Here is an 18,451-nt window from a genome sequence, read left to right on the forward strand (position 1 = left end):
ACCGGGAGTTGCCGGGAGCGCTCCCAGGCACTTTGGCCGCGTTATCCCCCCGGCCATCCGACCAAAACACATTCGATGACAATTCGACAGAAACCAATAAGGGGGCTCGCTCGGCTCCACACGGCACCGGGCTGCCCCGGCCGGGCCGCGCTCGGTGTCCCCGGCGTCCGCGCCCGCTCCGGCTGCCGGTCGGCCCCACCCGCAATACCCTGGAACCAGGGCGAAGAAATCCGCGAACAGTCCGTTGCCCCCGCCCGTCCCCCGTATCCCTCCGTAAGGGGAAGTCCCATGTCCGCCACGCACACAGCCGAGTTCGAGCACGTCATCCACACGGCGAACATCTGGTTGAAGGCGGTGTCGGAAGCCCTGGAGACCGAGGACCGCCACCTCGCCCACCGGGTCCTGCGCACCTGGCTGCACACCCTCCGCGACCGGCTCACCGTCGACGCCGCGGCCAATTTCGCCGCCCAGCTCCCCGAACTGCTGCGCGGGGTCTACTACGACGGCTGGGTCCCGAGCAGCGTGCCGGTCAAGTACGACCGCACGGCCTTCGTGAACCGCTTCGCGCAGGAAGCCATGGTCAGCACCGAGGCGGTCCCCCGGATCGTCCCCGCGGTCACCGACACCGTGCGCGGGCGCCTCTCGCCCGGTCAGCTGGACCGGGCGATGGAGCAGTTGCCGCACGGCGTCCGCACCCTCTTCGAACCGGCCCCCGTCTCGGCCTGACGCCCCCGCCGCGAGAGGTGCGGGAGGACGCTCCGGGACGAGCCGCGCTCCCGCCCCGGGAGACCACCCACCCGGGGCGGGGACGGCCCGGGAAGCGTCCCTCAGCGGACCGGGCGTCGGCGGGAGCGCAGGGCCAGCCGTACGGCGAGCAGGACGAAGGCGGCCACCAGGACCGCGATGCCGACGGCCAGCAGGTAACCCAGGGTCTCCACCACCACCCCGACGATTCCCAGGACGACGGCCACAAGGACGAGGAACAGGAAGAGCGCCATGCGGTGAGCCCCCCTTTCGTGTTTCGCACCGGTCGGGAGCGGACGGTCAGCGGCGGGCCAGCCGCCGCTCGCCGCCGACGCCCGGCTGGTAGGCCAGGTCGTAGTGCCGGAAGACCGACTCCTCCTGCTCGGCGGGCAGCACGTCGTCCGTGCCGATGGCCGGAGCCTTCTTCACCAGCGCCTTGTCGTACGGCACCCGTACGTAGTCCGGCCCGGCGACCGCCTCGCCGACGGGGACGAACACCAGGCGGTGACGGGTGGGCAGCCCGGTGCGAACGGTGGCCATGGCGGGCGCGTCGGTCGCCGTGTCCACGTAGACCGCCTCCAGCTCGCCTATCTTGTGCCCTTCCGGGTCGATGACGTCACGGTTGCGCCACTCGCGGATGTCAGCTGTCTGGATCATGCTCTGCTCCCTGCACGGGTCGTCGGTCGGTACGGGTCTCCCGGGGGGCCGTGCCGCGGCTGCGGCCTCCCTCCCGTACAGAACGTTCCCGGTATTCGCCGCTCGATGGCACGGGGCGGCACCGGTCCGCTACACCTCCGGCCCGCCGCCGTCACCGCCCCCGCCGTCACGGCCGTCCCGGCCTTCCCGGGAGGCGTAGGTGTACGGGCCGGAGCCCCCCGCCCCGGCCGGGAGCGCGGGCTCGCGGACGGTCCGCCACTCCCTCTCGCCCATGGCGGCGCGAACGTGCTCGACGGTCTCCGCGGCGGCCGAACGGGCGGCGGCCAGACGGTCGCGGAGGCCACCGAGCAGCAGGTGCCCGTACTTGACGACCCGGCCGTCGACCATGACGGTGTGCACGTCACCGCGGCCCGCCTGGAGCACGATGTGCCCGTAGGGGTGGACGACCGGGGACATGACGGGTGACCGGTCGTTCTTCACCAGGACGAGGTCCGCCTTCCGGCCGGGGGTGACGCTGCCGGTCACGGAGTCAAGGCCGAGGGTCCGCGCGCCCCCCAGGGTGGCCCACCGCACGACGTCCTCGGCGCGCAGCCGGTGGTGGGACACGGTCTCACCGCGTTCGTGGGCCGCCAGGTGCGCCCTGCCCCGGTCGGCGTTCAGGGTGGCGCGCATGGCGGCGAACAGGTCCGCGCTCCCCCACATGGCGGAGTCCGTGGACAGGGACACCGGTATCCCGTACTCGTGCAGCCGCCGGGTCGGCGGGTACCCCTGGCCCGCGTTGAGCTCGCTCTCGGCGGCGACCGAGGCGGTGCCGCCGGTGTCCGCGATGCGCCGGCAGGAGTCCGGGGACAGCGACGCGGCGTGCACATAGGTCACCGCGGGGGTCATGCAGCCGTGCTCCCACATCAGCCGGATGCTGTCGTCGTCGGTGGCGCCCCACACCCCGGCGTGGGTCGTGACGCGCAGCCCCAGCTCACGCGCCGCCTCGAACGCCGCCCGCTCGGGGAAGGCCGGGTCACCGGTGACGTCGAAGGCCAGCTGGAGACCCAGCATGTCGTCCCCCGGGGTGAACCGGCGCTCCGCGAAGGTCCTGAAGTCGGTGCCGGTGGCCCACTCCCAGGGGGCGCCGAGCAGGTTGCCGTACGCGAGGACGTGGCGGCCGGGCACGGCCCGGAGCGCGTCCACGGCGGCGTCGGCGTGCTCCGGGGTCCGCAGGCCGTGCGACCAGTCCAGGACGGTGGTCACCCCCGCGTCGAGCGCCTCGACGGCGGCCAGGAGGTTGCCGGCGTGGATGTCCCTGGGCCGGAACACCTCTCCCCAGTTCAGGTAGCAGAAGGCGAAGTACTGGCCGAGGGTCCAGTCCGCGCCGATGCCGCGCAGCGCCGTCTGGTACATGTGGCGGTGGGTGTCGACCATGCCGGGCAGCAGGATGCCGCCGGCGGCGTCGATCTCTGCCGTCCCGGCGGGAACGGCCAGCTCACGGCCGACCGCCTCGATACGGCCCCCGGTGACCAGTACGTCGCCGTCCTCGACCACCGCGCCGGTGTCCACGGCCAGCACCGTGGCACGGCGGAAGACGACGGGACGGCCGGGGGCGAAGTCCGGCGGGCCCGCGGCGGGGGTGGTGTCCGTGGCCATGGTCGGGCTCTCCCCTTCTCGGCGTTCTCGCGTTCCCGGCGTTCCCGGCGTTCTCGCGTTCTCGCGTTCTCGGCGTTCCGGTTGCCGGCCGCTGCCGCCCGGTACGGCCGCACCGGGGTGAGGGCGCGTGCACGGGCGCGGCCGGCTCCTTCCTTTCACCGGCCCGCGAGAATAGGAGGATCAGGCGGACACGGGAACAACGCCTTCCCCGGACCCACCCGGAATCGGTCACGGGCGGCACCCTCCGCCCCCGGCGGAGACCAACGCCTTGGGTGACGCTCTCCGGCCGCAGAACGAGACCAGAACCGGGACCGCAGCCCCACCGAGGCGGCCCGCGCCCGGCGCCGCCGCAGGATCAGACAACGAGGAAGGACCCAGGTCACAGACGTGACCTGGGCCCTTCCCGGAGTGAGCCGCCTAAGGGAATCGAACCCTTGACCTACGCATTACGAGCAGTAACAGGTACCGAACGGTGATCACGGGCTGACCTGCGGCGGAGCCTCGGGAATCACCTCTCGGGCCGCTGACCTGCGGTTGTTCTCCCCCGGCCGGTCCCCTCCGGTCCCGGGCACTCCCGACCGCTCCCGGACCGCCCGTCCCCGGTACGTCCCCGGCGGGCCCCGCTGTCCCCGGTGCGTCCCCGATGGTGCCAGGGCTCCCCATGGGGCACCCGTCCGTCAGGAAGGCTCCGGACGTAGCGGCAGATCACGGAGAGGGCTCCGAACGCGCAGGCTGCGCACTGCTACTCGGACGCGGCGTACTTCCGCGTCCCCGGGGAACCGGCCGCGCACCAGTCTGCCCGGACCACGGACGCGTGGCCACGGCCCGGCCCGCACGGCGTTGCCGACTGCGCGGACCGCGACCTCCACAGACCGGCCACCCGGCCCGCCGTCCCGCAGGACTACCCCGCGCACCTCCTCCGCCCGGGCACGGACGTCCCTCCCCGACCTGCCACCGGTCGGCTGCCGGAACCGGCGTCCGCCGGGGGTTGCGGGGCTTACCCCTCCATGGTGTACGGGCGCCGCTCCCAGTACCCGCATCTCAACGAAACCGCAGGCCAGGATGCGCGAGCACGGATCTTCCGTGGTGTCGCGAGGCGCCTGCCGCCCGGACTTGCGGCGCTAAGTGCCTCCTCCCGCACTGTGGCCGCTGTCCGGCCCCACCTCCCGCAAAGAGGCGGCGCGCCCGGCGCTTCGTACACCGCATGCCCGGTGCATGCCTGATCCCGAAGGACGCTCATGTCCGAACTGCCCCCGACCGACCCGCAGCCCCAGCCGGTGATGGTGGACGCGACAGCCGTCGTGCCGATCCTGACCCTGCTGGGCGTGCTGGTGCTCCTCACCATCGGCGCCTTCCTGTTCTACGTGGTGCTGCGCCACCCAAGGCTCACCGCACCGCTGACCGTGACCCTGATGGGCATGGCGCTCCTCGTGCCCCTGATCACAGCCGTACTCGCCATGACCCTGCGGTGACCTGTACCCCGTCGTGAACCGCGAGGACATCAGCCACCTTGCCCGCATGCCGAGCGGCTACGGGCAAGGGGCTCTCCTCCCGGGCAGGGCCACGGCCTTCAGCCCACACCCGAAGCGACCGGCCTGAGGCGGCCTGGTTCAAGGTGGTATTCCCGAATTCCGCGACCGCATGATTCGGCCATCCTCAACTCATCCGGCGGAACTGTAGAATGTTCCGCTCTGTCCACTTCCGATGGTGACGAACAGTAACCGTGATGATGGGCAGACCGTCGGCCAGAACCCGCGGGTCCGTGCACCGCAGCGATCGTTCTCTGGTACCGGCTGATCGACTCGGCGTCTGTCCGTGAGAGTCAGGAGCGACAGGCTCAGCGGCCTCGGTGCGCTGCCGTCCGTCTCGGCAACGAGCAGTTCGCCGCGGGACTGGGCATCGGCGTGCGGGCCATGGCCGCCTGGCACGCCGACGAGAACGTCGTGCCCCACGGGGAGATGCAGCAGCTCCTCGACACCGCTCACGAGCAGGCTTCCGACGCGGCACGGCAGCGTTTCGCGCTCCTGTTGGCGAAGGGCCGGACATCAGCGAGGTCGACACCCGTCGGCGCGCAGGCACTCCGCGTGGCCATCGCCGTGGTCATCCGTGACAGTGACGTCCTGCTGGTGTACCGAAGAGATGACGACGCAGCCGAGAACATCGACGTCATGTGGGTCCCCCAGAGACTCGGTGACCCGCTTCATCCCCGTCAATACGATCTTCGCCCGTCCTGGCCGTCCTGGAGGAGCAGACGTGACGCAGCGGAACACGGACGAGCGGCCGGGCATCGCCACTGCCATCGTGGTACACGAGGGACACGTGCTCATGGTGCGCCGCCGGGTCAGCGAGGGACAGCTCTCCTGGCAGTTCCCGGCCGGAGAGGTCGAGCCCGGCGAGTCCCGCGAGGACGCCGCTGGCGGGAGACCCAGGAGGAGACCGGCCTGGACGTGGCCGCCGTGAAACCGCTCGGCGAGCGGATCCCCCCGAAGACGGGCCGGCTGATGTCGTACACGGCCTGCGAGGTGGTGGGCGGCACCTCCCACGTCGCGGACACCGAGGAACCGGCCGAGCTCGCCTGGATCGCCCGTGACGAGATCCCGCAGTACGTGCCGTACGGGCTGCTCGAGCCGGTGCAGGAATACCTTGACGCGGCTCTGCTTTCCTGAACGGCCTCGGGCCGCACTCAGGAGAGCGTGGCGTCACCCTGTCATGGAGTGGGCCACAGGCGAGCAGTCCCTGAGGGGATCTTCTCCAAGAGGGTCCAGCTCCACGAACGCCCGTCGATCACCAGGGTGGTCTCGTCTGCGACTCGCCATCCGCTCATCCATCTGCCACCGCCGTGGTTGCGTGCTCGGCATGAACAGGTGCATACATAGCCGATCGCATTCATACAGCGTGGGTTGCACTTCTCGGAACGGTTGAACTCCCGGCCGAGCAGGATGCGACCGTGCCGCTGCACAAGAGCGCCAGTGAGTTCGATGAAATGGTCCGTGGCCACAGCCCAGGAGCCGTTGTTCCGTTCCCACTCCGGCCTGGCTCGGCTGTGTACGTAGGTGTGCACGAACCGCTCGTGCTTCTGCCAGCCGTGCTTGGGGATCCAGTAACCGGTGCGCCCCTTGGCCGGGAGGGTGACGATGGGGGCATCGGCGTCGTCCCACAGCGGGATCCACGATGGTCTCGGCACAGGCACCTCCTGGATCGTGCTGCGGGGACGCCGTGGCGTGGAATGCGAGTTGTCAGAGGGACCGATCTTGTAGAGCGGCATCTGGGGCACTCCAGGCTGATAACGCTGCTTCGCGGACTCCGGGCACTGCCCGACTCGCCGATCAACGCGGGGATGAGCGAGTACCTTTCCCGTGCGTCGGTCTATCCGTATGGCACCGCCGCAGAGCCGGCATCTTCCCTTCTCCGTGTAGGAGGTAGTCAAAGCGTTCCCTTCATGCGAAGAGAGCCTGAAAGCTCGGACGGATTCGGACCCTTCGGACGCAGCAGGCCCAGCGTAGGCACGACTACCGCCGACGGGTGTCGAGTTGGAGATATGAGGCTGCATACCTGACCACCACGTCCGGGCGCCACCGGCACGCATCAGGAACTCCGCCGGCCGTGGCCGACAACGCGGCGGATGACTCGGCCTTCCTCTATCGGCGGAGGTGAGGTTGATGTGCGCGCCCAGGGGGCGGGCCTGGCCCACCTGGTCTCCAGCCTGGTGCCGCTGGGCGTCGTCAAGGGCTGAGGGGACGCCCGGCTCCGGGGCCGACCGGCCGGCGGGAACATGGACCGGTGAACGGTGACGGCCCGGGCCGGTGAGCGCCCGGCCGCCCGGAGGAGATCGCCGGGGTGTTCGCGGGAGCCGGAGAGCTTTGTGGCGCGGCCGAAGTCGAGGATCCCCATGGCCACGCCCAGCTCCACGTGGTCCCATGGGGTCGACAAGCCTCCCGGGATCCCGGGGTCCGACGGCGTGGTGGAACAGCGGCCGGATTGGCGAGGGGTCAGAGAACCACTCCGTCCCGCACAGCGGTGAGCGGAAGGTCCCGTCGGGGGAGGTGTATCCAGCCCTCGACCTCGGCCCCGGATTGTTCCTCCTCGGTGGCCGGCACATGGGTCATCCCACACGCTGCGGCCCGCGCGACGACCGCCGAGATCAGGGCGTCCAGATCATGGTCACTGGCCACACACCGGCCACGAACCCGGTCGGACAGGTCCAGGTCCAGGCCGTCCTCAAGACCGGCAAGAATCCGGGCCCGCGCAGCCGTGGCACCCTTGCCCTTGTAGGTCCCATCCGGAGCGAGTCCCCACTGGATCAGCGCGAACGCCGGGTAGACCTCGACGACTGGGCCCGAACCGTCACGCGGTATCGCCGGACCGCCCTCGGCCAGCCGAGCCAGCAGGCCGGCCGCACGGATGGCGACGACACCGAGCTTGTCGGCCGACACCGACAGCGGACGCCGTCTGCCTGCCCCGGTGCGCTTCCACGCCACGTCATCGGTCAGCCGATGAGTAAAGGTGTTGCCGAGCCCGGGACGACCGTCGGCGCACGTCGCGTGGTCGGCAAGCGCCGGTAGCTCGGCACCGGCCCGGTGCGCGACGAGCAGGGAGATGAAGTCGACCGGCCAGCCCAGGGGCGAGTCCAGTCCCGTCTTGTCCGCGGACCGCATCGCTGCCAACAGGTCGTTGTCGAGCTTCGCGGGAAGCAGTTCGACCACAGGCCGCCGGCCCCACGTCACGCGGCACATGCCCGTGGTCCCGGTACGCCCGGCCAGGTCGACCCCCACCGTCACCATGGCGTCACCCTCCACTACGTCGGAGGCCTGCTTCATCACAGGAGTCACCTGCACGAGGAGTTCCCTTCCGTGGCCTGCCCGAATGCCTCCTGTTCCGCACCCCGAGAACCGTTACTACCTTCGGTAGGATCAGGACCATGAGTAGTAGCAAAAAATACTCCATCAGTCTTCCCGAAGATCTCGCCGAGTCCGTACGCACTCATGTGGGCCCCGGCGGCTTCTCCGCCTATGTGGCCGAGGCGCTGGAACAGCGCGTGGCCATGGACAAGCTCCGCGAGATCGTCACCGACTTCGAGACCGACAACGAACCGCTGTCCCGCGAGGAGATCGAAGCGGCCCGTGCCATGCTGCGCCACGACCGGCGTAACTCAGGCGGTGCTGCGGCCTGATGCCCGGCACGCTCTTCCTCGACAGCGAGGGGCTGTCCAAGCTCTACCTCAAGGACCGCACCGTCCTGGCCCTCGTCCAGGCGGCCTCGGAAGAAGGCGTCCGGGTCGCCACGACCGCCATGACCACTCTCGAGGCGGACTACGAGCGCATCCACCCCGCTCGCATCCGGTGGGTGCTCTCCCGGATCGACGTCCATGACGTCACCAAGGACGTCACCGGCCAAGCGGCTGCACTGCTGCGTGGCCACCGCCTCAGAGGCCATAAGTACGCCATCGACGCCGTCCTCGCGGCCATCGCGCGCTCCGCGCCGGGACCGGTCACCGTCCTCACCTCCGACCCCGAGGACATCAGCCTGCTCTGCGGACCCGCCATCGAGATCGTCAAAGCCTGATGCATGCGGATCGCGCGCACGCCCGCTCACGTACGACGCCGAGCAGATACAGAAGGCCCCCGTGAGGATCACGGGGGCCTTCTGTTCGAACCGTCTCCCCTGGTGAGGGGCGGAGCCGCCTAAGGGAATCGAACCCTTGACCTACGCATTACGAGTGCGTCGCTCTGGCCGACTGAGCTAAGGCGGCGAACGCTCGCGGCCGGGCCGCGGCGGGCTCAAGTCTACACAGTGCCCGGGGGTGCCCCGTACCGGGTTCGCGCCGGGGCGGCGAGGGCGCCCGGGAGCGGGACCCGGGGCGGGGACGCCGGGGTCAGGTGCACTTCGCGCCCTTCTCGGGGACCTTGCCGCGCAGCAGGTAGGCGTTGACCGCCGAGTCGACGCAGTCGCTGCCGCGCACGTACGCGGTGTGGCCGTCGCCCTCGTACGTCAGCAGGGTCGCCGAGGAGAGCTGTGCGGCCAGGCCCTCGGCCCACTTGTACGGGGTGGCCGGGTCTCGGGTGGTGCCCAGGACCAGGATCGGGGCGGCGCCCTCCGCCTCGATGCGGTGGGGTTCGCCGGTGGGCCGCGGTTCCCAGTAGGTGCAGTTCAGGGCGGACCAGGCGAAGCTGCGGCCGAAGACCGGGGATGCCTCCCGGAAGTCCGCCACGGCCCGTTTGGCCTCGGCCGGGCTGCTGAAGGGCGGCGGGAGGTCGATGCAGTTCACCGCGGCGTTGGCGTACATGATGTTGCCGTAGGAGCCGTCCGGGTCCCGCTCGTAGTAGTCGTCGGCCAGCGCCAGCAGTTCCGCGCCGTCGCCGTCCAGGGCGGAGGTGAGCGCCGAGCGCAGCTTCGGCCAGTAGTACTCGGTGTACATGGCGTTCAGCACGCCGATCGTGCCCAGCGACTCGGTCAGCTCGCGTTCCTGGCCGGTCTCCAGCGGCCGGCTGTCCAGGCGCTTCAGGAAGTCGCCCAGCTTCCGGCCCGCGTCCTCGGGGTCCTCGGTGCCCAGCGGGCAGTCCCGCCGCTCCACGCAGTCGGCCAGGAAGGCGGTGAGGGCGGTGTCGAAGCCCGCGGTCTGGTCGCGGTTGAGCTCCTCGGAGGTGAGCGAGGGGTCCATGGCGCCGTCCAGGACGAGACGGCCGACCCGGGAGGGGAAGAGTCCGGCGTAGGTGGCGCCGAGGTAGGTGCCGTAGGAGGCGCCGACGTAGGTGAGCCTGTCGTCGCCGAGTGCCGCGCGCAGGACGTCCAGGTCGCGGGCGGCCTCGGCGGTGGAGACATGGCCCAGCAGCTCGCCCGCGCGCTTCTCGCAGCCCTCGGCGAACTTCTTGAACGCCTCGACCAGTTCCTCGGTCTCGCCCTGGTCGTCCGGTGTGACGTCGGTCTGCGTGTAGGCGTCCATCTCCTCGTCGGCCAGGCACTCGACGGGCTCACTGCGGGCCACGCCGCGCGGGTCCATGCCGACGATGTCATACCGGGCGCGCACCGGGGCCGGATAGCCGACGCCCGCCGCGAGCTGGACGTAGTCGACGGCGGAGCCGCCGGGGCCGCCCGGGTTGACGTGCAGGGTGCCCAGGCGTTCGCCCGGGCCGGTGGCCTTCTTGCGGGTGACGGCCAGCTCCAGGTCCTCGTCCGCGTCCGGCGCCGCGTAGTCCAGGGGCACCCGCAGCTTCGCGCACTGGAAGCCGGAGACTCCGCAGTCCTTCCAGTCCGGCTTCTGCCCGTAGTACGGCTTCAGCTCCGCCGGGATCTCCTCCGGCAGCGGCTCCAGCGGCGCGGCGGTCGGGGCCGCGCGGTCGTCGCCCGGGGACCGCGCGGGCGGTTCGGAGACGCCCGGACCGCGCCGCTTCTCCTCTCCGGGCTCCCCGGGGCCGTCGCCGTCCGAGCCGGAGCAGCCCGACAGCAGCAGCGCGGCGGTCGCGAGCGCGACGCCGCCGGTACGGAGCAGACGCCTGGTGTCCATGTCCGGAGCGTATACGGGCCGGAGCGGCGCGGCAGGGCGCCTCTCCGCCCAGGCGGCCGGTTCAGCCCGTCCGCAGGGTCACCGCCATCGCCTCCACGGCGAGCAGCGGCGCCACGTTGCGGTCGATGGCGCGGCGGCACCGCAGGACGGCCTCCACGCGGCGCAGCGTCTGCTCCGGCCGGGTGGTGGCGGCGACGCGCTCCACCGCGTCGCGGACGTCCTCGTTGGCGAGGGCGACCGGAGAGCCGAACTGCCGGGCCAGGACGTCGCGGTAGAAGGAGGTGAGATCGACCAGGGCGAGGTCGAGGGAGTCGCGCTGGGCCCGGGTGGCCCGGCGCTTCTGACGGGTCTCCAGATCCTTCATCACCCCCGCCGTACCGCGCGGCAGCCGGCCGCCCTCGGACGCGCCGAGCGCGGCGCGCATCTCCTCCGTCTCCCTGGCGTCCACCTCCTCGACGGCCTCCCTGGCGTCCGTGCCGGCCGCGTCGATCAGCTCCTGGGCGGCCTTCAGCGCGTCGCCGAGCTGCTCGATGCGGACGGGGAGCCGCAGTACGGCGGCGCGGCGGGCACGGGCCCGTTCGTCGGTGGCCAGCCGGCGGGCCCGGTCGATGTGTCCCTGGGTGGCGCGGGCGGCGGTGGCGGCCGTCTCCGGCTCGATGCCGTCGCGGCGGATCAGCAGGTCGGCGACGGCGGCCACCGGCGGGGTGCGCAGCACCAGCAGACGGCAGCGGGAGCGGATCGTGGGCAGGACGTCGTCGACGGAGGAGGCGCACAGCAGCCACACCGTGCGGGGGGCGGGCTCCTCGACGGCCTTGAGCAGGACGTTCCCCGCGCTCTCGGTGAGCCGGTCGGCCTCCTCCAGGACGATGACCTGCCAGCGGCCGCCCGACGGGGAGAGCTGGGTGCGGCGCACCAGCTCGCGGGTGGTGTCGGCGCCGATGCTGAGCTGGTCGGTGCGGACGACCTCGACATCGGCGTGCGTACCGACCAGGGCCGTGTGGCAGCCGTCGCAGAAGCCGCAGCCGGGGGCGCCGCCCAGCGCCCGGTCGGGGCTGACGCACTGCAGGGCGGCGGCGAAGGCGCGGGCGGCGGTGGCCCGGCCGGAGCCGGGCGGCCCGGTGAACAGCCAGGCGTGCGTCATCGCCGAACCGGGCAGCGCGGCGGTCCCCGCTCCGCCGGAGGCGGCGGCACCGCCGGAGGAGGCGGCGGTGACGTACGCGTCGGCGTCACGGGCGGCGGCGACGAGCTGCTCGGTGACCCCGTCCTGCCCGACGAGGTCCTCCCATACGGTCATGGTCCGGTGCCCCTCCTCCCGGTGTTCCGGTGTCCTGTCGTCCCGCTGTCCGGGCCCGTCCCGGCGGGTCCGTCCCGGCCCGGCCCATTGTGCCGTGCCCGGCTGACAGGCCGGTGCGGCGGACCGTGCCCGGCGGCCGGCTCTCAGCCGCGGCGGCCCCGGCGTCCGCCGCGCCCGTCCTCGCCGGCGGGGCCGTCCGGGTCCGCGGTGTCGTCGCCGGTCAGCGCCTGCTGGGGGCCGAGCAGTTCGTCGGCGAGGGTGGGCAGGTCGTCCAGCGGTGTCTCCTCCGCCCATTCGGGGCGGCGCCGGGGGCGGCCCTCCTCGTCGACCTGGGGCAGCTCCCTGGTGCGCTCCGCCTCGTCCGGCCCGGGGGCGGCGGACGCGGGCGGCGCGGGCGGCTGGACCTGGGGCAGTACGGCGGTCTCGTCCGCGTCGGGGTCGCGGGACGGCGGCGGGCCGGCGGGCCGGGCCCGCGGTATGACGACCGTCTCGTCCTCCGCCGGCTTCCCCGCCGGGCCCTCCGCCGGGATCTGCGGCAGCATCCTGGTCTCGGCATCGGGGTCGGCACCCGGGCCGGCGGCACCGGCGGCGCCCGCGGCGTCCGCCTCCTCGGTCGTGCGCAGCGAGTGCCCGGACTGTTCGGGCTGTGCTCGCCGCTGCTCCTCCTCGGCCCGGCGGCGGGCCTCCTCGGCGCGCAGCAGCGCCTCCTCGGCCTTGCGCTGCTTCTCCCGGCGGCGTTCCTCGGCCTCGGCCCGCAGCCGGGCCTCCTCCTCGGCCTGCCGGCGGCGGCGTTCCGCCTCCTCACGGCGGGTCCGCTCCTCCGCCTCGCGGCGCCTGCGCTCCTCCTCCGCCTGCCGGCGGGCCTCCTCGGCGCGGCGGCGGGCCTCCTCGGCCTGGCGCAGCTCCTCGCGGCGGCGGGCTTCCTCCTCCTCGCGCTTCCTGCGCTCCTCCTCCTCGGCGCGCAGCCGGGCCAGACGCTCCTCCCGCTCACGCGCCAGGCGCTCCTCCTCGGCCTTGCGCGCCGCTTCCTCCTCCGCGCGCCTGCGGGCCTCCTCCTCGGCCTTGCGGCGGGCCTCCTCGCGGGCGGCGATCTCGGCCTCGGAGAGCGGCAGCGTCTGGTCGAGCCGGTGCCGTACGACGGTGGTGACCGCCTCGGGCTCCTGCCCGGCGTCCACCACCAGGTAGCGCGTCGGGTCGGCGGCGGCCAGCGCCAGGAAACCGGCGCGGACCTTCCGGTGGAACTCGGCGGACTCCGACTCCAGCCGGTCGGGCGCCTCGGTGAACCGCTCGCGGGCGGTCTCCGGCGAGATGTCCAGCAGCACCGTCAGGTGCGGGACGAGCCCGCCGGTGGCCCAGCGGGAGATCCGGGCGACCTCGGTGGGCGACAGATCGCGGCCCGCGCCCTGGTAGGCGACGGAGGAGTCCACGTAGCGGTCGGAGATGACGACGGCACCGCGCTCCAGGGCGGGCCGGAGGACCGACTCGACGTGCTCGGCCCGGTCGGCGGCGTACAGCAGGGTCTCGGCACGGTGCGACAGGCCGGCCGAGGAGACGTCCAGCAGGATCGCGCGCAGCCGCTTGCCGATCGGGGTGGCGCCCGGCTCGCGAGTGACCACCACCTCGTGGCCCTTGGCCTGGATCCACTCGGCCAGCGCCTCCACCTGGGTGGACTTGCCCGCTCCGTCGCCGCCCTCCACGGCGATGAAGAAGCCGTTCGGCGCGGGCGCCGGACGCGGCTCGGTGCCGCCGGTGAACGCGTCGCGCAGGTCGCGCCGCAGCGGTACGCCCTGCCGGTCGTCCAGACGGACCAGGACGAGGGCAGCCACCGGCAGCAGCAGCGCGCCCACCAGCATCATGGCGAAGGCGGCGCCGCCGTGCGCGAGGACGAAGTCGCCGTTTTCCACCCGGTGCGGCCCTATGAGGGCGGCCAGCACGGGCGCGGCGAGGGCGGCGAGCGCGATGGAGAGCCGTACGACCGCGTGGAGGTGGTCGGTCGTCCGGGCGCGGCGGGGCTCCTCGGTCTCCTCGTCCAGCAGGGTGTGTCCGGTGTTCGCGGCGACCCCGGCGGCCAGGCCCGCGAGCAGGGCCAGCAGCAGCACGGTCGTCAGGTCGGGGGTGAGCCCGGCGGCGAGCAGGGCCAGCCCGGTCAGGCCCGTGGCCAGGGCCAGCAGCCGGCGCCGGGACAGGGCGGGCAGGACGCGCGGCGCCCGGCGGACACCGGCGGCGGTGCCGCCGGTCAGCGCCAGGACGGACAGGCCGAAGGCGACCGGGCCGCCGCCGAGGTCGGCGGTGTGCAGGGCGGCCAGCGCCACGGCCGCGGCGATCGCGGCGGCGAGGCAGGCGCAGGCCAGGACGAGCAGCGGGGCGGCGCCGGTGCGGCCCCGGTCCACCGTCCGGTCGGCGCCCTTCGCCGCCTCACCCGCCTCGTCCGCCTTGCCCGTCTGGCCTGCCTTGTCCGTCTGGCCTGCCTTGCTGCGCGCCGTCCGGTCCGCACCGCCGGTCCTGGGCCGGCGCAGACCCTCCAGCGGGGAGCGGGGGCGCGGGGTGTCGCCGGCCGGGAGACGGAGGAAGTACAGCAGGCTCACCGAGGCGGCGAACAGTCCGGCGGCGGCGTACGAGGCCAGCGCCGCCTGGTGGGTGCCGAACCAGTCGACGACCGTGGCCAGCAGGTTGCTCACCAGGGCGACCGCCACCAGGGCCGCGCCGGCCAGCGGCACGGCGGCGAAGCCCGTGCGCAGCCACAGCCGGCGCAGGGCGTCGTGGTGGTCCGGCAGGGGGCGTACGGCGGCGCCCTCGGGCGGCGGCGCGGGCAGCAGCGTGGGGGCCGCGCTGTCCTTGGCCACCGTGTGGAAGCGTTCGGCGACCCCCAGCAGGAAGGCGGTGACCAGCAGGAACGCGAAAGCCTGGTCGGGCGTCCAGTCGACCCACAGCGGTGCGACGATCATCAGCGCGAGCCGTACGCCGCCCGCGCCGATCATGGTCCAGCGGCGGTCGAGGGCGCCGGAGGAGTCCGCGGTCAGGGAGGACAGCGGGCCCAGCAGGACGGCGCCGAACAGCAGGGTGGCCAGCAGCCGGGCACCGAGGACGGCGGCCACGGCCAGGGCCGCCCCGCGGTAGCCGCCGCCGAGGAGCGGCTCACCGCCGCCGGCGGGCACGGTAAAGGCCGCCTGGAGCACGAGGAGCACCAGGACGAGCAGGGCGAGGATGTCACCGACCCCACCGGTGAGCTGTGCGCCCCACAGCCGTTTGAGCGGGGCATGCCCCAGCAGGGCCCGTACGGCGCGCTCGCGGGAGTCGGCGGCCAGGGCGTCGGAGGTGGAGGTCACGACCGGTGGCTGCTCTGCTCGCGTCATCCCGCCAGCCTAGCGGGCCGCGGCGGCGGAGTGACGGTACGGCCGAACAGGTGGACGGTGTCGTTTCGGAGCCGCTGCGGGACGGGGGCGGGGCGCGGCCTCCCGGGCGGCGTCCTCGGGCGGCGTCCCGAGCGGCGGTCCGTGCCCCGGAGAGGCACGGGCCGCCGCCCGAGGACGGTCCTCACTCGGTGCCGTTGGCGCTCGCCGCGGTCTTGCGGGGGGCGGTCTTCTTCGCGGTGGTCTTCGCCGCCGTCTTCTTGGCAGCGGTCTTGGCGGCGGTCTTCTTGGCCGGCGCCTTCTTGGCCGGTGCCTTCTTCGCCGGCGCCTTCTTCGCGGTCTTCTTCACCGGGCCCTTGGCGCGCTTCTCGGCGAGGAGCTCGTAACCGCGCTCCGGCGAGATCGTCTCCACGTCGTCGTCGCGGCGCAGGGTGGCGTTGGTCTCGCCGTCGGTGACGTACGGGCCGAAACGGCCGTCCTTGACCACCACCGGACGCCCGCTGACCGGGTCGTCGCCCAGTTCCTTCAGCGGCGGCTTGGCCGCGGCCCGGCCGCGCTGCTTGGGCTGGGCGTAGATCGCGAGGGCCTCGTCGAGGGTGATGGTGAAGAGCTGGTCCTCGCTCTGCAGCGACCGCGAGTCGGTGCCCTTCTTCAGGTACGGCCCGTAGCGGCCGTTCTGCGCGGTGATCTCCTCGCCGGTGGCCGGGTCGGTGCCGACCGTGCGCGGCAGGGAGAGCAGCTTCAGGGCCTCGTCCAGGGTGACGGTGTCCAGGGACATCGACTTGAACAGCGACGCGGTGCGCGGCTTGATCGCGTTCTTCCCCGTCTTGGGCGTCCCTTCGGGCAGCACCTCGGTGACGTACGGCCCGTAGCGCCCCGCCTTGGCGACGACGGTGCGGCCGGTGTCCGGGTCGGTGCCCAGCTCGACCTCGCCGCTGGGCTTCGCCAGCAGTTCCCTGGCGTACTCCACCGTCAGCTCGTCCGGCGGCAGGTCCTCGGGCACGTCGGCGCGGCGGCCGGGCTCGCCCTCCGCGGCGGCCGGCTCCTCGACGTAGGGGCCGTAGCGGCCGACGCGCAGCACGATGCCCTCGCCGACGGGGAAGGACGACACCCCGCGGGCGTCGATCGCGCCGAGGTCGGAGACCAGCTCCTTCAGTCCGCCGAGGTGGTCGCCGTCGCCGTTCCCGGCGTCGGCCGCGGCGGTGTCGCCGGAGCCCGGCTCGTCGGCGCCGAAGTAGAAGCGGCGCAGCCACGGCACGGCCTCGGCCTGGCCCGCGGCGATGCGGTCGAGGTCGTCCTCCATCTTCGCGGTGAAGTCGTAGTCGACCAGCCGGCCGAAGTGCTTCTCCAGCAGGCCGACCACGGCGAAGGAGAGGAAGGAGGGAACGAGCGCCGTGCCCTTCTTGAAGACGTAGCCGCGGTCGAGGATGGTGCCGATGATCGACGCGTAGGTCGAGGGGCGCCCGATCTCGCGCTCCTCCAGCTCCTTGACCAGGGATGCCTCGGTGTAGCGGGCTGGGGGCTTGGTGGCGTGGCCGTCCGCCGACATCGCGGTGGCGGTCAGCGGGTCGCCCTCGGCGACCTGCGGCAGCCGGCGCTCGCGGTCGTCGAGGTCGGCGGCGGGGTCGTCGGAGCCCTCGACGTACGCCTTGAGGAAGCCGTGGAAGGTGATGATCTTGCCGGAGGCGCTGAACTCCACGTCCCGGCCGTCGGCACTGCGGCCGCCGACGCGGACGGTGACGGACCGGCCGGTGGCGTCCTTCATCTGGGAGGCCACCGTCCGCTTCCAGATCAGCTCGTACAGCCTGAACTGGTCGCCGGTCAGGCCCGTCTCGGCGGGGGTGCGGAAGCGGTCCCCGGAGGGGCGGATCGCCTCGTGCGCCTCCTGCGCGTTCTTGACCTTGTTCGCGTAGGTGCGGGGGCGGTCGGGCAGGTACTCGGCGCCGTAGAGCTGGGTGACCTGGGCACGGGCGGCGTTGACCGCGGTGTCGGACAGGGTGGTGGAGTCCGTCCGCATGTAGGTGATGAAGCCGTTCTCGTACAGCTTCTGGGCCACCTGCATGGTCGCCTTCGCACCGAAGCCCAGCTTGCGGCTGGCCTCCTGCTGGAGGGTGGTGGTGCGGAAGGGCGGGTACGGCGAGCGGCGGTACGGCTTGGACTCCACCGAGCGGACGGCGAAGCCGGTGTCCGCCAGCGCGGCGGCCAGCGCGCGGGCGGCGGTCTCGTCCAGGTGCAGGACGTCCGCGCCCTGCTGCCTGAGCCGCCCGTCGGGGCCGAAGTCGCGGCCCTGCGCGACCCGGCGGCCGTCCACGGCGGTCAGCCGGGCAGTGAGCGAGGCGGGTTCGGCGGCGGGGTCGGCGGCGCCGTCGGCACCGTGCGTGCGGCCGGTGGCGAAGGTGCCGGTCAGGTCCCAGTACTCGGCGGAGCGGAACGCGATGCGCTCGCGTTCGCGCTCGACGACGAGACGGGTGGCGACGGACTGCACCCGGCCCGCCGAGAGCCGGGGCATGACCTTCTTCCACAGCACCGGGGAGACCTCGTAGCCGTAGAGCCGGTCGAGGATGCGGCGGGTCTCCTGGGCCTCGACCAGGCGCTGGTCCAGCTCCCGGGTGTTGGAGACGGCCGCCCGGATGGCGTCCTTGGTGATCTCGTTGAAGACCATCCGGCGGACCGGGACCTTGGGCTTGAGAACTTCCTGCAGGTGCCAGGCGATGGCCTCGCCCTCGCGGTCCTCATCGGTGGCCAGGAACAGTTCGTCGGACTCCGCCAGCAGCTGCTTGAGCTTCCTGACCTGGTCCTTCTTGTCGCTGTTGACGACGTACAGCGGCTCGAAGTCCTGGTCGACGTTGACGCCGAGCCGGGCCCAGGGCTCGCCCTTGTACTTGGCGGGGACCTCGGCGGCACCGCTCGGCAGGTCCCGGATGTGCCCGACGCTGGCCTCGACCACATAGCCCGGACCGAGGTAGCCCTTGATCGTCTTGGCTTTGACCGACGACTCGACGATCACGAGTCGGCGCCCGCCGCTTGCGGCCTTGCTGGTCGGGGACAACTTCTTCTCGCTCTTCTCTCCGGTTCCCTGGGGCGTGGTCCCGGTCCGTGTCGGCTCTGGGTCGCTTGCGCTCTCGCTGCGGAGTGTGACGGTACCTCCCGCCCCCGTGTCAAACGGTAAAAGTCCGCAACGCCACTCGAACGGTAACCCGAGTCCCAGCATTCCTGCCGCCCCGCGTCGACTGGCAGGATGTGGCCGGTCATGCGTTCCAGCCGACC

Annotated in this window: 13 protein-coding genes, 1 tRNA gene and 2 pseudogenes; 6 read left to right on the forward strand and 10 right to left on the reverse strand. The window is 72.7% G+C overall.

The genetic code is table 11. The annotated features are described in order from the left end of the window. Positions 1–288: 288 nt before the first annotated feature. Positions 289–726 (forward strand): DUF2267 domain-containing protein, encoded by a 438-nt coding sequence (locus tag CUT44_RS17770; protein ID WP_100202866.1) that lies wholly within the window; start codon positions 289–291, stop codon positions 724–726. Between the two features lie 101 nt (positions 727–827). On the opposite strand, the gene CUT44_RS33570 is transcribed toward CUT44_RS17770, so the two are convergent. From CUT44_RS33570 to CUT44_RS17780, 3 genes are all read right to left on the reverse strand, one after another. After that, positions 828–998, reverse strand: a complete 171-nt coding sequence (locus CUT44_RS33570; RefSeq protein WP_199185740.1) for a hypothetical protein — start codon at positions 996–998, stop codon at positions 828–830. Between the two features lie 46 nt (positions 999–1,044). Next, positions 1,045–1,401, reverse strand: coding sequence for a PRC-barrel domain-containing protein (locus CUT44_RS17775; RefSeq protein ID WP_100202867.1), 357 nt, complete (start codon positions 1,399–1,401; stop codon positions 1,045–1,047). A gap of 129 nt (positions 1,402–1,530) precedes the next feature. Then, the gene (locus CUT44_RS17780) at positions 1,531–3,039 is read right to left on the reverse strand and encodes an amidohydrolase family protein (protein ID WP_100202868.1); all 1,509 of its coding nucleotides are present in this window, start codon (positions 3,037–3,039) and stop codon (positions 1,531–1,533) included. A gap of 1,238 nt (positions 3,040–4,277) precedes the next feature. Between CUT44_RS17780 and CUT44_RS17785 the strand changes: the two genes are divergently transcribed. The 3 genes and pseudogenes from CUT44_RS17785 to CUT44_RS17795 all read left to right on the forward strand — a co-directional run bounded on the left by CUT44_RS17785 (position 4,278) and on the right by CUT44_RS17795 (position 5,705). Next, on the forward strand, positions 4,278–4,511 hold the full coding sequence (locus tag CUT44_RS17785; RefSeq protein WP_100202869.1) for a hypothetical protein: 234 nt from the start codon (positions 4,278–4,280) through the stop codon (positions 4,509–4,511). Positions 4,512–4,835: 324 nt separating this feature from the next. Then, a pseudogene (locus CUT44_RS34890) lies at positions 4,836–5,296 on the forward strand (hypothetical protein). After that, positions 5,293–5,705 (forward strand): annotated as a pseudogene (locus CUT44_RS17795) (NUDIX hydrolase). Before CUT44_RS34890 ends, CUT44_RS17795 begins: the two co-directional pseudogenes overlap by 4 nt. 41 nt (positions 5,706–5,746) lie before the next feature. Here the strand turns inward: CUT44_RS17795 and CUT44_RS32800 are convergent. After that, the gene (locus CUT44_RS32800) at positions 5,747–6,304 is read right to left on the reverse strand and encodes a hypothetical protein (RefSeq protein WP_146252253.1); all 558 of its coding nucleotides are present in this window, start codon (positions 6,302–6,304) and stop codon (positions 5,747–5,749) included. Positions 6,305–7,028: 724 nt separating this feature from the next. Further along, complete coding sequence (locus CUT44_RS17805; protein WP_199185741.1) at positions 7,029–7,856, reverse strand: DUF429 domain-containing protein; 828 nt, start codon at positions 7,854–7,856, stop codon at positions 7,029–7,031. A 101-nt stretch (positions 7,857–7,957) separates the two neighbouring features. Here CUT44_RS17805 and CUT44_RS17810 point away from each other — a divergent pair, with 101 nt between their 5' ends. Together CUT44_RS17810 and CUT44_RS17815 are read left to right on the forward strand one after the other, a co-directional pair. Continuing rightward, a complete protein-coding gene (locus tag CUT44_RS17810; RefSeq protein ID WP_100202871.1) occupies positions 7,958–8,209 on the forward strand; it encodes a hypothetical protein in 252 nt (83 codons plus the stop codon). Next, positions 8,209–8,601, forward strand: a complete 393-nt coding sequence (locus tag CUT44_RS17815) for a type II toxin-antitoxin system VapC family toxin (protein ID WP_100202872.1) — start codon at positions 8,209–8,211, stop codon at positions 8,599–8,601. Before CUT44_RS17810 ends, CUT44_RS17815 begins: the two co-directional genes overlap by 1 nt. A 113-nt stretch (positions 8,602–8,714) precedes the next feature. On the opposite strand, the gene CUT44_RS17820 is transcribed toward CUT44_RS17815, so the two are convergent. The 5 genes from CUT44_RS17820 to topA all read right to left on the reverse strand — a co-directional run bounded on the left by CUT44_RS17820 (position 8,715) and on the right by topA (position 18,233). Then, positions 8,715–8,788: transfer RNA gene (locus CUT44_RS17820), tRNA-Thr, on the reverse strand. Positions 8,789–8,911: 123 nt separating this feature from the next. Then, positions 8,912–10,540: an alpha/beta hydrolase gene (locus CUT44_RS17825; RefSeq protein ID WP_100202873.1), complete on the reverse strand. Its 1,629-nt coding sequence runs from the start codon at positions 10,538–10,540 to the stop codon at positions 8,912–8,914. Positions 10,541–10,601: 61 nt separating this feature from the next. Then, entirely contained in the window at positions 10,602–11,834 is a 1,233-nt protein-coding gene (locus CUT44_RS17830) for a DNA polymerase III subunit delta' (RefSeq protein ID WP_100202874.1), read from the reverse strand. Positions 11,835–11,977: 143 nt separating this feature from the next. After that, positions 11,978–15,187, reverse strand: coding sequence for a dTMP kinase (tmk, locus tag CUT44_RS17835; RefSeq protein ID WP_100202875.1), 3,210 nt, complete (start codon positions 15,185–15,187; stop codon positions 11,978–11,980). Between the two features lie 181 nt (positions 15,188–15,368). After that, positions 15,369–18,233 (reverse strand): type I DNA topoisomerase, encoded by a 2,865-nt coding sequence (topA, locus tag CUT44_RS17840; protein ID WP_100202876.1) that lies wholly within the window; start codon positions 18,231–18,233, stop codon positions 15,369–15,371. Between the last annotated feature and the right edge of the window lie 218 nt (positions 18,234–18,451).

Source organism: Streptomyces carminius (assembly GCF_002794255.1).
Classification (GTDB): Bacteria; Actinomycetota; Actinomycetes; order Streptomycetales; family Streptomycetaceae; genus Streptomyces; species Streptomyces carminius.